Below are 14,625 nucleotides of genomic sequence, written 5' to 3'. Positions count from 1 at the left end.
TCCTTTGAGGGGTCGTTAGCTCAGTCGGTAGAGCAGCTGGCTTTTAACCAGTTGGTCGCTGGTTCGAATCCAGCACGACCCACCATCCCGCCGAACCCGTACACTCCTGCACCGCGGGGCGTAGCTCAGCTTGGTAGAGCGCTTGCTTTGGGAGCAAGAAGTCGCAGGTTCGAATCCTGTCGCCCCGACCAGTTTTCCTCTTCGTCCTCGCGCGGCGGCTCGGAATTCGAGCCCGGCGCTCGGCATACTGCGCGGCATCTGCTTTCCGCAATTGCCGGCCGACGTCCGATGCTCGACTCCCTCGCGCCCTGCACGGTGCCCGATCTCCACGCCGCGCTCGCCCTTGACGCCGCGCGCCGGCCCGTCGTCGTCTGCGCGAGCCCTCGGCAGGCGCAGGCCCTGCACGAAGCGCATGCGGGCTGGCGGCTGGCGCAGGGCAGCGAGGTCTGGGAGACGCCGGCGATCCTCAGCGTCACGGCTTTCACGGCTGAGCTGCACGAGCGTTCGCGCGCCGCGCTGGCGCTCGCCGGCGCGGCATTGCCGCCGCAGATCGGCGATGGCGAAGCGCGCGTGCTGTGGCGGCTTTGCATCGACGAAAGCCGCGAACCCTTGCCGCTGCTGCGCGCCGGCGACGCCGCGGCCCTGGCCGCCGAAGCCTGGCAGCTGTGTCACGAATACCGACTGGCCCTGCCGCTCGACGCCGGCGGCTTCGCCGACGTCGAGCGTTTCAACAGCTGGGCGCTGGCCTACCGTCGCCGCCTCGAACGGCTCGGCGTCCTCGACGCGGCGCTGGCCGATGTCGCGCTGCTCGACCGCGCGCGTCGCGGCATGCTCACCCTGCCGACTGAGATCGTGCTCGCCGGCTTCGAGGACCTGACGCCGCGTCTCGGCGACTGGCTGCAGGTCTGCGTCGCGCGCGGTGTGATGCTGCGGCAGCTTGCCGACGAGGGCCGGGCCGCGACGCCGAGGCTGGTCTCGGCGCCGGACGAGGAGCTCGAGCTGCGCGCCGCCGCGCAGTGGGCGAGGGCGCAGCTGCAGGGCGCCGCAGAGCGCCGCATCGCCGTGATCGTGCCGGACCTTGGCGCGCGCCGTGCCGCCGTGCAGCGCATCTTCGACGAACAACTCTGCCCGCAGAGCGACGCGCCGGACGCGCACAGCGTCGCGCGGCCCTACGACCTCACGCTCGGCGCGCCGCTGTCGCAATGCGCGCCGCTACAGACGGCGCTGCAGTTGCTGCAGTTCGCGGCGTCCGGCCTCGATGCGGCGACGCGCGGCGCGCTGTTCGCATCGAACCATTGGGGCGAGGACGACGATGTCCGCCTGCAGCGCTGCGCCTTCGAGGCGCGCCTGCGCCGCGAAGGCTGGCTCGAAGCCGATCTGGCGACACTGCTGCCGCTGGCGCCCGCTGCGTTGCGCGAAGGCTGGCGCGCCTGCGCCGCGCTGCTGGCGCCGCGCCGGCGGGCGCCGTCGGAGTGGGCCGAAGCCTTCACGCAGGCGCTCGCCGCGGCGCGTTGGCCCGGGCCGCGCGCGCTCGACAGCGAGGAATTCCAGATGCTGGCGCGCTGGCGCGAGGTGCTGCTCGAATTCGCGGCGCTCGATCGCGTGCTCGGTCGCGTACCGCTGTCGGCGGCGGTGTCGGCGCTGCGCGAACTCGCCGACCGCACGCTGTTCCAGCCGCAGGCCGGCAAGGTCGCGCTGCAGGTGATGGGCGTGCTCGAAGCGCAGGGCCTGCACTTCGACGCGCTGTGGGTGACCGGCATCGACGACGAGCGCTGGCCGCCGGCGAGCCGCCCGCACCCCTTCATTCCGCACGCGCTGCAGCGCCGCCATGGCCTGCCGCATGCCTCGGCGCAGCGCGAGCTGGCTTACGCGCGTGCGCAGCTCGACGGCTGGCGCCGGCGCAGCGGCGAACTGGTGCTGAGCCTGGCGCGCAGCGGCGACGGCCGCGAGTGCGCGCCGAGCCCGCTGCTTGCCGACTGGCAGCTGCCGATCGAGACCATCGATGTCGCCGCGTTGCCGGCGAGCTGGCAACTGAGCTTTGCGTCGTCGCGCGTCGAGGCGGTCGACGATGCGTACGCGCCGCCGCCGGCCGCCGACGCGGTGCTCGCCGGAGGCACGCGCGTGCTCGGCGACCAGGCGCGCTGCCCGTTCCGCGGCTACGCCGTGCATCGCCTCGGCGCGCGGCCGCTCGACGTGCCGGGCTACGGCCTCGACGCCGTCGATCGCGGCGTGCTCGTGCATCGCGTGCTCGAACTGCTGTGGAGCCAGTGGGGCGATCAGGCCACGCTGCTGGCGCTGTCCGACGAAGCGCTCGTGCCGCAGCTGCAGCGCGCCGTCGACGCAGCACTCGACGAGTTGCAGCAACGCGCGCCGCAGCGCCTGCAAGCGGTATTGCGCGGGCTCGAGGCGCAGCGCCTCGCCGCGCTCGTACGCGACTGGCTCGACGTCGAGAAAGCGCGCGCGCCGTTCCGCGTGCTCAGTCTCGAGAAGCGCGCGCTCGGCGCCGCCGGCGACGCCGGCGCCGCGACGACGCTGTTCGAAGGTCTGCAGCTGCGTCTGCGGCCGGATCGTGTCGATGTCGACGAACAAGGTCGCCGCATCGTGCTCGACTACAAGACCGGTGCGCGCAAGCCGCCGCCCTGGGCGGGCGGGCGTCCGGAGGACCCGCAGCTCCTGCTCTACGCCCTGACGGAAGGCGAGGTCGGGGCGCTGGCCTTTGCGCGACTCGCGGCCGGCGACGTCGCGCTGCAGGGCGTCGCCTGCGAGGACGGCTTCGCGCCCGGCATCGTTTCTTACGCCACCGAGCGTGCGACGCGCGACGCCGGAAGCTGGGCGGCGCTGCACGGCCGCTGGCGCGGCGAACTGGCCACGCTCGCCGAGGAGATCCGCCGCGGCTGGGCCGCCGTCGCGCCCAAGCACCCACGCCAGAGTTGTCGCGATTGCGGCCTGCACGCGCTATGTCGCATTCGCGAGGACGTGTCGCTGGACGAAGGCGAGGAGGTGGCCACATGAGCGTCGTCGACGCCGCCGCGCGCGCCCGCGCGCTCGATCCGCATGCGAGTTTCATCGTCCAGGCGCCGGCCGGTTCGGGCAAGACGGAATTGCTCACGCAGCGCCTGCTGGTGCTGCTGGCGAGCGTCGACGAGCCGGAGGAGATCGTCGCCATCACCTTCACGCGCAAGGCGGCCGCCGAAATGCGCGCGCGCGTGTTCCGCGCGATCCGCGATGCGGCGACCGGCGACGAGCCGGCGGACACGCATCGCGCGCAGACCTGGCGGCTCGCGCGCGGCGCGCTGCAACGCTCGCGGCAGCGCGGCTGGCAGCTCGAGGACAATCCGCAGCGCCTGCGTGTGATGACGATCGACGCGCTGTGCATGCACATCACGCAGCAGATGCCGGTAACGGCCGGTTTCGGCGGCCGCGTGCAGATCGCCGACGAGGCCGAGCCGCTGTACCGCGAAGCGGCGCGCGCGACCTTGGCGACGCTCGAAGCCGAGACGCCGTACCGCGAAGCGCTGGCGCGCGTGCTGCGTCATTTCGACAACCGCAGCGGGCAGCTCGAACGGCAGCTGGTCATGCTGCTCGCGCGTCGCGACCAGTGGCTGCGCTTCGCGACCGAAGGCGGTCGCGCGGCGCGCGCCGAACTGGAAGCGGCGCTGGATGGCGTGGTGCGCGCCGCGCTGGAGGCCGCGCACGCGGCGATCGCCGCCCCGCATCGCGAGATCTGGCTGGCGTCGGCGGCGCATGCATCGTCGCAGCTCTACGCCACGCAGCCGATGCTGGCCCTGCACGAGCTGCGCGATGGCGCCTGGCCGGAAGCCGAACCCGCGCATCTGCCGCGCTGGCTCGCGCTCGTCGATCTGGTATTGAAGAAAGACCACGGCTGGCGCCAGCAGATCGATGCGCGCAGCGGCTTTCCGGCGGGCAAGAGCAAGGCCGAGAAGGCGCAGCTCGGGCCGCCGCGCGACGCGCATCTGCAATTGATCGCCGAACTCGCCGCCCAGGAAGGCCTGCTCGATCTGCTGCAGCGCCTGCGCAGCCTGCCGGCCGCGGCCTACGACGACGCGCAGTGGGACGTGCTGCAGGCGCTGCTCGACGTGCTCAAGCTCGCCGCCGCGCAGCTGCGTGTGGTGTTCGCGGCGCGCGGCGTCGTCGACTTCGCCGAAGTCGCCACGCAGGCGGTCGCCGCGCTGGGCAGCGACGAGGCGCCGACCGAGCTGGCGCTGGCCTTCGATTACCGCATCCGCCATCTGCTCGTCGACGAATTCCAGGACACTTCGACGACGCAGTACCGCCTGCTCGAACGGCTCACCGCCGGCTGGCAGGCCGGTGACGGCCGCACCCTGTTCGTGGTCGGTGATCCGATGCAAAGCATCTACCGCTTCCGCGAAGCCGATGTCGGCCTCTATCTGCAGGCGCGCGCGCGCGGCATCGCCGCGCTGCCGCTCGAAGCGCTGCGCCTCGAATGCAATTTCCGCTCGCGCGCCGGCATCGTCGACTGGGTCAACGCCGCCTTCGCGCGGGTGCTGCCGGCTCAGGAAGACGCCGCGCGCAGCGCCGTACCGTACAGCGCGGCGACGGCGACGAAACTCGCGGAGGCCGCAGCGGCCGTGCGCGTGCATCCGCAATTCGCCAGCGCCTCCGGCGAGGACGACGCGCGTGCCGAGGCGCGACGCATCGTCGAGCTGATTGGCGCGGCGCGCGCGCAAGATCCCGAGGGCAGCATCGCCGTGCTGGTGCGCAGCCGCACGCACCTCGACGAGCTGATGCCGGCCCTGCGCGCCGCCGCGCTGCGCTACGAGGCCGTCGATCTCGAAAGCCTGGCGAGCCGGCCGGTGATCGAGGACCTTCGCGCGCTTACGCGCGCTCTGCTGCAGCCGATGGACCGCGTCGCCTGGCTCGCCGTGCTGCGCGCGCCGTGGTGCGGGCTGCGGCTCGCCGATCTGCTGGTGCTCGCCGAGGGCTTGCCGCAGCAGCAGGCCTTGCTGCCGGCCTTGCGCGACGCGCGCCGTGGCGCGCGGCTCAGCGCCGATGGCCGGCAGCGCCTGGCGCGGGCGATGACCGTGCTCGACGCGGCGCTCGCGCAACAGGGGCGCAAGCCCCTGCGGCGCTGGGTCGAAGGCACGTGGCTGGCGCTCGGCGGGCCGGCCGCCGTGCGCGAGCCGCGCGATCTCGCCGACGCGCGGCAGTTCTTCGCCCGGCTCGAAGACCTGGCGCGCGGCGCGACGCTGGACGATCTCGACGCGCTCGATCTCGCGCTCGCCAATCTCAAGGCCACGCCCGATCCGCTCGCCGACGGTCGCCTGAGCCTGATGACGATCCACAAGTCGAAGGGACTCGAGTTCGACACCGTGATCGTGCCCGGGCTCGGACGCACGACGCGCAGCGACACGCCGCCGCCGATCATCTTCGATCGCCGCCGCGGCGCCGACGGCCGCGAGCAACTCGTGCTGGCGCCGATCCAGCCGCGCGGCGACGACAGCGAACCGACCTACGCCTACATTCGCCGGCTCGTCGCCGACAAGCAGGAGCATGAGGACGGCCGCCTGCTGTACGTGGCCGCCACGCGCGCGCGCCGGCGCCTGCACCTGCTCGGGACCGTCGCGCGCGACGAGGAAGGCCTGCCGAAGGCACCGCCGCCGAGCAGCCTGCTGGCGCGCCTGTGGCCGGCGGTGGCCGACGACTACGCCGCCGCGGCGCGCGCCGCGCCGCCGCCGGCCGCGCCGGCGGACTTCGCCGCCGCAGCCACCGCGCCCGTGCCGCCGCTGCGCCGTCTCGTCGCCGATTGGCGGGCGCCGCCGTTCGAGGCCGGCCTTGCCGCTGGCGCGCCGCCGCCCGCCGCCCTGACGCCGTCGTTCGAATGGGCCGGCGAAATCGCCCGTCTGGTCGGCGTCGTCTTTCATCGCTGGGCCGAGCGGCTGGCGGCGGACGGACTGGTGCAATGGGGCGACGCGCGCCTGGCGGCGCTGGCCGACACGCTGCCCGCCGAACTGGCCGAAGCCGGCGTGCCGGCGGCGCGTTGCGCGAGCGCCGCGCAACTCGTGCAGGACGCGCTCGCCGCGCTGCTCGCCGATCCGCGCGGCCGCTGGCTGTTCGATGCTGCGCATCGCGAAGCGCGCAGTGAATGGGAACTGACCGCCTGGCTCGATGGCCGTGCCCAGCGCTTCGTCATCGACCGCAGCTTCATCGACGGCGACGGCGTGCGCTGGATCGTCGACTTCAAGACCAGCCGCCACGAAGGCGGCGAAGTCGAAGCCTTCGTCGCCGAAGAGCGTCGCCGCTACCAGCGCCAGCTGCAGACCTACGCGGCCCTCATGCGCCGCTACGGCCCCGAGCCCGTGCGCGCGGCGCTGTATCTGCCACTGCTCGCCGAACCGGCGCTGCGCTGGCAGGAGGTGGAGACTGCCAGCACTTAGGAAGAATGCGCATGATTGCCTGGTTTGCGAATCACCAGATCACGTCATACATCTGCGCCAGCCCCGCCGCCGCCTTTTCGATGGCGCGGCGGCGGCGGATGTCGATTTCGTCGGGGGCGCGCCAGACCAGGCGCCAGTTGGCTTTGTCGGTGGGCACGACGCCGCTGACCGGATTCAGCATCCAGCCTTCGGCGTGCAGCCAGCGCGCGTTCGGCGCCTGTGTTTCGTCGGCGCGTGCGGCGATGAGGTGGAGCAATGACTCGTGCGTGATGCGTGCCCTGTTGCCCATGCGTCCCCCCGGGTCGCATCGATCACAGATCGCGGTCGACAACGGCCTGGATTGTAGGCGCCGACATGTGGCGTCGCCTGTCGCATTTGCCCCGTCGCGCGTAGGAAACGGCGGCGCCCGCTGCCAGTCCGCGCCCGATGCGCTTGCACGGCGCCGGGGCAGGGGCCGACAGTGGATCGGCCTCAGGTCCGGGTGACGAGGCCTTCGAGCGGGCGCGCGGCACCGGCCTGGGCGAACAGCGCGTCGGCGGTGCGCGCGGGCTCCAGCGCAAAGCATGCCGCGACGGCGCCGGCGATGAGATTGTCGAGCGCCAGCGTCGGCTTGAGGTCGCGGCCGTCGAGCAGTGCGCCACGTGCCAGACCCGGCCAGTCGGCGATGACGCGGCCGCCCTGCACGGCGCCGCCGACGAGCATCGCCGCCGCGCCGGTGCCGTGGTCGGTGCCGCCGGTGCCGTTGGCGGCAGCGGTGCGGCCGAACTCGGTGGCGACCAGCACGACGGTGTCGGCCCACTGCGCGCCCATGCCGGCCTTCAGCGCGGCGAGCAGCGCGTCCAGCGATTTGAGCTGCGCGGCAAGCCGTCCGTTCTGGCCGCTGTGCGTGTCCCAGCCGCCGGTCTCGATCATGGCGATGCGCGGGCCGTCCGGCCGCAGCAGAAAGCTCGCCGCCGTGGCGCCGAGACTCGCCGCATCGCGCCGGCCGCCGGCGTCGCCGGCCAGCGCCTGTGCCGCCAGCGCCGAATCCCAGAGCGCGTGCAGCTGCGCATCGCCGGCGTAGAGCATGCCGACGCGTGTGAGCAGGTCGTCGCTGGCCTGCGGCAGCGCCGAAGGCGCGTAGGAGGTCACGGCGGCCTTGCCGCGCAGCGCCAGCGGCACCGTCGCGGCGAAAGCGATCGCGTGCTCGCCGTCGTCCGGCAGCAGGGCGGCGAGGCGATTGAGCCAGCCGTCCTTGAGCGTGTATGGTGCGCCGCCGCCGGTTTCGAGCACGTTCTGGCCGTCGAAGTGCGAGCGCTCGCGATACGGCGAGGCGACGGCCTGCACGAACAGCGCCTCGCGCGCCGCGTACATCTTCGCCGTTTCGGCGAGTGCGGGATGCAGCGCGAACATCGCGTCGAGCTTGACGGCTCCTTCGGGAACGAGCGCGCCGCGCAGGCCGGCATAGGCCGGATCGCCGAGCGGCGGCACGATGGCGAGGCCGTCGGCGGCGCCGCGCTGGATGATGAACACGAAGCGGCGCCGGCCGCGTCCGGGCGCGGCGAACAGCAGGCGCGGCCGCAGCAGGAGCGCGCCGCCGCCGAGGTTGAGCGCGTGCAGGATCTTGCGACGGGTCGGCATGGATCATCTCCTCTGGAACTCGGGCGCGACCAGCAGCAGCGCCAGTGCCGTCGCCGGACTCTCGGCGCGCGCGATCTGCTTGCGCGTCGCGCCGGTCAGCACGCCGGGCAGCAGGCGCTCGGCGAGCGCGCGGGCGTCGAGGCGATCGCCGAGCCGCGCCGCGAAGCGCTGCGCCAGTTCGACGCGGCGCAGCAGCGCATCGGGCGCCGCCCAGCTGGCGGCGATGTCGTCGTAGCCGGCCGGCGAGCCCGGTTTCCACGGCGGCTGGCCGAGCTGCGCGAGGATCGGCGCCGCGTGCGCGCGATCGAGATCGCGCAGGCCGAGGCCGCGCAGGGCGGACACCGTCCAGTCCCATGGCGTCTTGAACTTGGCCGGTGCCGGCGCCCAGGCTTCGTCGGCGTCGATCAGTGCGCGATAGACCGCGGGCAGATCGCCGCCGCTTTTGCGGAAGGTGTCGGCGAGACGCGCGACGAGCGCCGGCGGCGGCGTGTCGGCGACGAAATGCCGCGCCAGCTTGGTGGCGATGTGCGTGGCCGTCGCCGGTGCGCCGGCGAGGTCGTGCAGCACGGCGCGCGCCTGCGCCTCGCCGCGTTGCGAGTACGTCTTGCCGAGGATGGTGCGCGTGCCCGGCTCGTGCAGGGCCGCGCGGAATTCGAAGCTGCCGGGCGGGGCGGTATCGCGCGCGGCGCCGCGGCCGAGGCCGGCGACGCTCCAGCCGGTCAGGGCGCGCGCGAATTCGGTGACGTCGGCCTGCGTGTAGCCGCTGCGCACGCCGAGCGTGTGCAGCTCCAGGATTTCGCGCGCGAGGTTTTCGTTGAGGCCGAGCTTGCGCTCGGGGCGCCGCGCTTCGACGCGCTGCACCGCCATGCTGTCCGGGCCCACCGAGCGCAGCTGATCGAGGTAGAGCTGCATGGCCGGATGCGTCTCGGCGGCGAGCAGCAGGTCTTCGAAGCGGCCGAGCACGTGCGGACGGATCGCTTCGAGCTCGTGCGGACCGGCCAGCGGCGCGGCGACGACCTTGTCCACCGACACGGCGAAATGGTTCGACCAGAAGTGCACGAGGCGCTCGACGAACGGCGTCGGCGTGTCGAGCGCGCTGAGCAGCCGCGCATCGGCGGCGGCGAGATAGTCGGCGCGCAGATCGCGGCGCAGGCTGCGCCGTCCGGAATCGGCCGCCGGTTCGCCGGCGGCGTCCGGCGCCTGAGCCCTGGCGGCGCCGCGCAAGGCGTCGATCCGCGGAATGATCGCCGCGCTGCCGGGCTGCGAAGCCCAGGCCGGCGGACGCGGCTCGTAACGCGAGAACTGCTCGACGAGCGCGCGGCGCGCCTCGACCGGCGTCGCCTCGTCCGGCCGCGCACCGAGGCCGAAACGGTTGAGGGCGATGGCGACGTCGGTCGAGGCGGGCATCGTGCAACTCCTGCGGACGTTCTTGCGTGTCAGGCCGCGGCGCCGACGTGCGCGCGGTGGCCGGGAGGCCTCACTGGCCGGCCGGCGCGGCGTCGAGGCGTTTGCAGATCGGACGCTGCGGATTGTTGGCGCAGGCGGCCTCGAGCCTGGCGCGACGTTCCTGCTTGCACTGCTCCGGCTTGGCCTGGCACTCGGCGGCCTTCTCCTGCAGCTTCGCCTTCACCTCTTCGCACTTCGCCGGATCGGCGTCGCACTTGGCCTTGAGGCGCGCCTTGGCCTGCTCGCAACGATCCGGGTGCTGGGCGCACCAGGCGGCGCCATCGGGCGGCGGATTCGCCTCATCGGCGCGGGCGAGCGGCGCGGCGCCGAGCAGGGCGAGGGCGGTGAGCAGCAGACGGGCACGGGACGTGAGCATGGGGCGGACTCCGGTCGATGAACGATGGACCCGCAGTCTGCCGCAGGGATTCCCGCCGCCGTGTAACGAACTGTTGCGGCGCGCCGGCCGCTCAGGCGGCCGCCGGCCGGTTGTTGTCGATGATGGCGGTGCGCAGCTGCGCCAGGTTCTCGCGCATCATGTCGGCGACCAGCTCGTCGGTGCGCGGGTCGGCGAGCACTTCCTCGACGATGCGAAAACCGCTGTCGATCATCGCCTCGCTGATGTCCTTGTAGAACGGCAGGCGCGACAGGCGGCCGGCGCGCGGGTCGGCGCGCAGCTTGTCGACCAGCATCTGCCGCAGATCGGCCTCGTTCTCCTTGAGCGCGCGCGCGATGTTGCGCGTGTAGGTGCCGCGGCCGAGCACGTCGGCGACTTCCTCGAGCACGGCGACGGCGACCGCATCGCTGATCGAATCGACGATGGTGTCCTTGAAGCGGTTGACGAGCAGGTAGGTGAAGTCCTCGCCGAGCGCGCGGTCGGCGGCGCCGCCGAAGCGCGACAGCAGCACGGCGATGCGGATGATGCGGAACAGGCGGAAGCCGCGGATCGCCGGATGCGCGGCCGGAATCATGCCGAGCAGCTCGTACCAGTTGCGCGTGAGGTAATTCCACCGCCAGCCCTGCGCGTGCCAGCGCCACAGGAACTCGATGGCGAAGATGGCGCAGATGACCATGTCGGCGATGTAGATCTCGCGCCGCTCGTCGGCGGTCACCGGGCCCCAGGTTTCGTAGCCGAGCAGGGCGATCGAGACGATGGCGAGCAGCAGCATCAGCCAGTCGACGGCGGTGATGCGATGGCGGGTCGGGCGTTCGGTGCGCATGGTGCTCCTGGGCGTGCGCGGCCCGCCGGACGGCGAGGCGGCAGACGCGGCAATGAGGGAAAGCCCGCTCTTGCGGCGGGGTCGGCGCCGCTATGATGCGGGCTCTCCCGGGGGATCGCCATGCACCGACTCGCCGCCATCGCGCGCCATGCCGTCGTCGTCCTGCTGTTCGTCTGCGGCGCGGCGCAGGCCGACGCCGGCACGCAGTTCCGCGCGCGGTTCGGCGATGCCTTTCTCGACCGCTACTGGGCGCTGCACCCGGATGAGGCGATCAGCGTCGGCTACTACAAGTACGCCGATCGTCTTCCCGCGCCGGACACGCGGCATCGCGCCGAACTGAAGGGCTTCCTCGATCGTTCGCTCGCGCAGCTGGCCAGGCTCGCGCCGTCGGCGATGGACGCGGCGGCGCGCACCGACTACGAAGTGCTGCGCGGCGCGCTCGAAGCCGAGCGCTGGTCGCTCGTCGAGTTCCGCGACTGGCGCTGGGCCCCGTCGCAGTACAACGTCGCCGACGGTTTCGCCCTGCTGCTCGACACGCCGTACGCGCCGCAAGCCGAGCGCCTGCGCACCGTGAGCAAGAGGCTCGCCCAGGTGCCGGCCTATTTCGCGGCGGCACGCGCGGCGATCGACCATCCGGTGCGCGAGCAGGTGCAGCTGGCGATCCAGCAGAGCGAGGGCTCGCTCGATGTGTTCGGCGACACGCTGGAGAAACAGCTTGCCGGTTCGGCGCTGAGCGCCGCCGAGCGGGCGACCTTTCTGCGGCGTCTCGCCGCCGCGCGCCAGGCGATCAGCGGCTACGTGGCGTTTCTCAAGGCGCTCGACGCCAGGCTCGGCAAGGACGGCGGCGCGCGCGATTTCCGCATCGGCAAGGCGGATTACGACCAGCTCTTCGCCTACACGATCCAGACCGGCGTGACGCCGGAGCAGCTCTATGCGCGGGCGCAGGCCGAGAAGGAACGCCTGCACGCGCGCATGGACGTGCTCGCCGCCCAGCTGTGGCCGACGTATTTCCCTGGCGAGGCGCCGCCGGCCGACCGCGTCGCCAGGATCGGCAAGCTCATCGCCAGACTGTCCGACCAGCACCTCGCGCCGGATCGCTTCTATCCGGAAGTGAAGGCGCTGATCCCGCGCCTCGAAGCCTGGGTGCGCGATCATGATCTGGTCACGCTCGATCCCAGCCGTCCGCTCGAAGTGCGCGTCACGCCGCCGTACATGCGCGGCGTGTCGATGGCCTCGATCAATGCGCCGGGGCCTTACGACGCCATGGCCAAGACCTTCTTCAACGTCACGCCGCTCGACGATTTCACGCCGGCGCAGGCCGAGAGCTTCCTGCGCGAGTACAACCGCTGGCTGCTGCAGGTTCTCGTCATTCACGAGGCGGTGCCCGGCCACTACGTGCAGCTGATCTACGCCAACAAGACGCCGAGCCGCATCAAGAGCCTGTTCGGCAACGGCGCGATGATCGAAGGCTGGGCGGTGTACAGCGAACGCATGATGCTCGAAAGCGGCTGGGATCCCTCACCGGAAATGGAGCTGATGTATTCGAAGTGGGCGCTGCGCGTGGTCTGCAACACCTTGCTCGACTACGGCGTGCACGTGCAGGGCCTGAGCGAGGACGACGCGCTGAAGCTGCTGATGAACGAAGCCTTCCAGAGCGAAACCGAGGCGCGCGGCAAGTGGCGTCGCGTGCAGCTCAGCTACGTGCAGCTGGCCAGCTACTTCGCCGGCTTCTCGGCGATCTACGATTTCCGCGAAAGCCTCAAGGCGCAGCTCGGCGCGCGCTTCGACCTGAAGAAGTTCCATGAGCGCTTTCTCGCCCACGGCAGCGCGCCGGTGGCGGTGATCACGCCGCTGATCGAGGCCGAAGACGTCGCGCGCTGAGGGCGCCGCGCTGCCGACGCTCCGCTTTGGGGCGTCGGCGATACCGCGGCGCATGGCATCAAACATGCTTGTGAATTTCCCGACCGTTCAACGTCGAGCGGCATCGGGGGATCACACGTGCGTCTACGCCAGCTTCGGCTGCTCGCTCTCATCATCACGAGCCTGGAGATCGCGCCCGCCTGGGCCGACGCGGCGATCCGGCCGCATCTGGTCGGGGCCGACACGATCAGCGCCGGCGATACGGCCTGGATGCTCAGCTCGACCGCGCTGGTCCTGCTGATGACCATTCCCGGCCTGGCGATGTTCTATGCCGGCATGGTGCGCAAGAAGAACGTGCTCGCCACCGCGCTGCAGAGCTTCTTCGTCTGCTGCCTCGTGACGGTGCTCTGGGTCCTGGTCGGCTACAGCCTGGCCTTCACGCCGGGCAGCCCCTACCTCGGCAGCCTCGACCGTTTCGCGCTGCAGGGCCTGCTGTATCTCAAGGACGCCGGCAAGCTCACCGTCAGCCACATCGCGCCGACGATTCCGGAATCCGTGTTCGTGATGTTCCAGATGACCTTCGCGATCATCACGCCCGCGCTCATCACCGGCGCCTTCGCCGAGCGCATGCGCTTCGGCGCGATGGTGCTGTTCATGGCGATGTGGTCGCTGCTGGTCTACGCGCCGGTCGCGCACTGGGTCTGGGAGCCGGGCGGTTGGCTGGCCAGTCTCGGCGCACTCGACTTCGCCGGCGGCACCGTGGTGCACATCAATGCCGGCGCCGCGGGTCTGGCCTGCGCCTACATGCTCGGCCGCCGCACGCATTACGGCAGCGAGCCGTTCATTCCCTTCAATCTCGGCTTCACCATGGTCGGCGCCTCGCTGCTCTGGGTCGGCTGGTTCGGCTTCAACGCCGGCTCGGCGGTCGCCGCCGACGGCCGCGCCGGCATGGCGATGCTCGTCACCCAGACCGCGACGGCGATGGCCTCGCTGAGCTGGGCGACGGTCGAGTGGCTGATCCGCGGCCGCGTGTCGCTGCTCGGCGTGCTGTCCGGCGCGGTCGCCGGCCTCGTCGCCATCACGCCGGCCTCCGGCTTCGTCAATGTCGGCGGCGCGCTGGCGATCGGCATCGCCGCCGGCGTGGCCTGCTACTGGGGCGCGACCGGCCTCAAGCGCCTGCTCGGCGCCGACGATTCGCTCGACGTGTTCGGCATCCACGGCATCGGCGGCATGGTCGGCGCGCTGCTGACCGGCGTGTTCGCCGACAAGGACATCTGCGGCGTCAGCGGTGTGCTGCAGACGCAGGCGATCGGCGCCTTCGCCACGCTGATCTACAGCGGTGCGGTGTCGCTGATCATCCTGGTGATTCTCAAGTACACCGTCGGCCTGCGCGTCACGCCGGAAGAAGAACTGACCGGACTCGATCTCTCCCTGCACGGCGAGACGATTCCCTGAAAAATGACGCCGAGCGTTGCGATGGGCGATCTGGAACGGAGGACGGAAGCGGGTAACAGCCGCCGGCGCGTGGCCGGCGCAGTGGAGATGCGATCATGACCGAGAACGAAGCACTGACCGTGGCGACGCGTCTGTACGTGCGCATGCGCACCGGCGGCGGGCGCGTGATCGACGCGGTATGGATGACGCAGAACGTCGAGTACGCGCGCGAGGTGCTGCGGCTCGCCTATACGCATCCCGATGGCGAAGTGCAGCGACTCGCCGCGCGCTTTGAGGAAGTGGTGTTCGGCAGCCCGGCGCGGCCGGCACTCGCCGTGGCCGCTTCCAGCGCCGCCGCCCGATCACCGGCCGCGCCGGCGACACCGAACAAGTACATCGGCGTCCTGCGCTGAGCCGCGCCCCGCCGCGATCGCACCCGCATCGCACCCCACCTCACCCCACCTCACCCAACCCTCTCCGCCCCGGGGCGGAGAGGGCGCCAAGCGCGGCGCACCCCATTCCCCTCCGCCCGCTCGCGGGGGAGGGGTCAGGGGAGGTGGGCGCTGGGTCGCGCGCCGCAGCCGCGTCGCGCATCGCACGGCCTCGTCGCGCCGTCCTCTTTCCCTTCGAGC

General features: G+C 71.9%; 10 protein-coding genes and 2 tRNA genes. 7 read left to right on the top strand and 5 right to left on the bottom strand.

Annotated features, from left to right (window positions below):
• The first annotated feature begins 9 nt into the window (after nucleotides 1-9).
• The 4 genes from K344_RS0115875 to K344_RS22080 all read left to right on the top strand — a co-directional run bounded on the left by K344_RS0115875 (nucleotide 10) and on the right by K344_RS22080 (nucleotide 6,416).
• A tRNA-Lys gene (locus K344_RS0115875) sits at nucleotides 10-85 on the top strand.
• 29 nt (nucleotides 86-114) lie between these two features.
• Nucleotides 115-191 (top strand) — tRNA-Pro (locus K344_RS0115870).
• A gap of 97 nt (nucleotides 192-288) precedes the next feature.
• A complete protein-coding gene (locus K344_RS22085; protein WP_043114714.1) occupies nucleotides 289-3,012 on the top strand; it encodes a PD-(D/E)XK nuclease family protein in 2,724 nt (907 codons plus the stop codon).
• Nucleotides 3,009-6,416: a UvrD-helicase domain-containing protein gene (locus tag K344_RS22080; RefSeq protein WP_051362300.1), complete on the top strand. Its 3,408-nt coding sequence runs from the start codon at nucleotides 3,009-3,011 to the stop codon at nucleotides 6,414-6,416. Before K344_RS22085 ends, K344_RS22080 begins: the two co-directional genes overlap by 4 nt.
• Before the next feature lie 31 nt (nucleotides 6,417-6,447).
• On the opposite strand, the gene K344_RS0115855 is transcribed toward K344_RS22080, so the two are convergent.
• The 5 genes from K344_RS0115855 to K344_RS0115835 all read right to left on the bottom strand — a co-directional run bounded on the left by K344_RS0115855 (nucleotide 6,448) and on the right by K344_RS0115835 (nucleotide 10,699).
• A complete protein-coding gene (locus K344_RS0115855) occupies nucleotides 6,448-6,747 on the bottom strand; it encodes a hypothetical protein (RefSeq protein WP_157623020.1) in 300 nt (99 codons plus the stop codon).
• Between the two features lie 140 nt (nucleotides 6,748-6,887).
• Entirely contained in the window at nucleotides 6,888-8,036 is a 1,149-nt protein-coding gene (locus K344_RS0115850) for a DUF1501 domain-containing protein (protein WP_028081493.1), read from the bottom strand.
• 3 nt (nucleotides 8,037-8,039) lie between these two features.
• Entirely contained in the window at nucleotides 8,040-9,443 is a 1,404-nt protein-coding gene (locus K344_RS0115845) for a DUF1800 domain-containing protein (protein WP_028081492.1), read from the bottom strand.
• A 70-nt stretch (nucleotides 9,444-9,513) separates the two neighbouring features.
• Nucleotides 9,514-9,858 (bottom strand): hypothetical protein, encoded by a 345-nt coding sequence (locus K344_RS0115840; protein ID WP_028081491.1) that lies wholly within the window; start codon nucleotides 9,856-9,858, stop codon nucleotides 9,514-9,516.
• A 91-nt stretch (nucleotides 9,859-9,949) separates the two neighbouring features.
• The gene (locus K344_RS0115835; protein ID WP_028081490.1) at nucleotides 9,950-10,699 is read right to left on the bottom strand and encodes an ion transporter; all 750 of its coding nucleotides are present in this window, start codon (nucleotides 10,697-10,699) and stop codon (nucleotides 9,950-9,952) included.
• A gap of 120 nt (nucleotides 10,700-10,819) precedes the next feature.
• Here K344_RS0115835 and K344_RS0115830 point away from each other — a divergent pair, with 120 nt between their 5' ends.
• The 3 genes from K344_RS0115830 to K344_RS0115820 all read left to right on the top strand — a co-directional run bounded on the left by K344_RS0115830 (nucleotide 10,820) and on the right by K344_RS0115820 (nucleotide 14,406).
• Complete coding sequence (locus K344_RS0115830) at nucleotides 10,820-12,580, top strand: DUF885 domain-containing protein (protein WP_028081489.1); 1,761 nt, start codon at nucleotides 10,820-10,822, stop codon at nucleotides 12,578-12,580.
• A gap of 117 nt (nucleotides 12,581-12,697) precedes the next feature.
• Nucleotides 12,698-14,014: an ammonium transporter gene (locus K344_RS0115825; RefSeq protein ID WP_028081488.1), complete on the top strand. Its 1,317-nt coding sequence runs from the start codon at nucleotides 12,698-12,700 to the stop codon at nucleotides 14,012-14,014.
• A 95-nt stretch (nucleotides 14,015-14,109) separates the two neighbouring features.
• Nucleotides 14,110-14,406 (top strand): hypothetical protein, encoded by a 297-nt coding sequence (locus K344_RS0115820; protein ID WP_028081487.1) that lies wholly within the window; start codon nucleotides 14,110-14,112, stop codon nucleotides 14,404-14,406.
• Nucleotides 14,407-14,625: the final 219 nt, after the last annotated feature.

Origin of the sequence: Solimonas soli DSM 21787, from assembly GCF_000474945.1 — a bacterium.
In the GTDB taxonomy this organism is placed as follows: Bacteria; Pseudomonadota; Gammaproteobacteria; order Nevskiales; family Nevskiaceae; genus Solimonas; species Solimonas soli.
Note: the sequence above shows the minus strand (reverse complement) of the source record. Positions and strands in the feature narration are given on the sequence as shown.

Excerpts from the sequence above, each read along its gene's own strand:
- K344_RS0115840 (WP_028081491.1), bottom strand. The coding sequence starts at position 9,858 with ATGCTCACGTCCCGTGCCCGTCTGCTGCTCACCGCCCTCGCCCTGCTC.
- K344_RS0115835 (WP_028081490.1), bottom strand. The coding sequence starts at position 10,699 with ATGCGCACCGAACGCCCGACCCGCCATCGCATCACCGCCGTCGACTGG.
- K344_RS0115845 (WP_028081492.1), bottom strand. The coding sequence starts at position 9,443 with ATGCCCGCCTCGACCGACGTCGCCATCGCCCTCAACCGTTTCGGCCTC.
- K344_RS0115830 (WP_028081489.1), top strand. The coding sequence starts at position 10,820 with ATGCACCGACTCGCCGCCATCGCGCGCCATGCCGTCGTCGTCCTGCTG.
- K344_RS22085 (WP_043114714.1), top strand. The coding sequence starts at position 289 with ATGCTCGACTCCCTCGCGCCCTGCACGGTGCCCGATCTCCACGCCGCG.
- K344_RS22080 (WP_051362300.1), top strand. The coding sequence starts at position 3,009 with ATGAGCGTCGTCGACGCCGCCGCGCGCGCCCGCGCGCTCGATCCGCAT.
- K344_RS0115850 (WP_028081493.1), bottom strand. The coding sequence starts at position 8,036 with ATGCCGACCCGTCGCAAGATCCTGCACGCGCTCAACCTCGGCGGCGGC.
- K344_RS0115820 (WP_028081487.1), top strand. The coding sequence starts at position 14,110 with ATGACCGAGAACGAAGCACTGACCGTGGCGACGCGTCTGTACGTGCGC.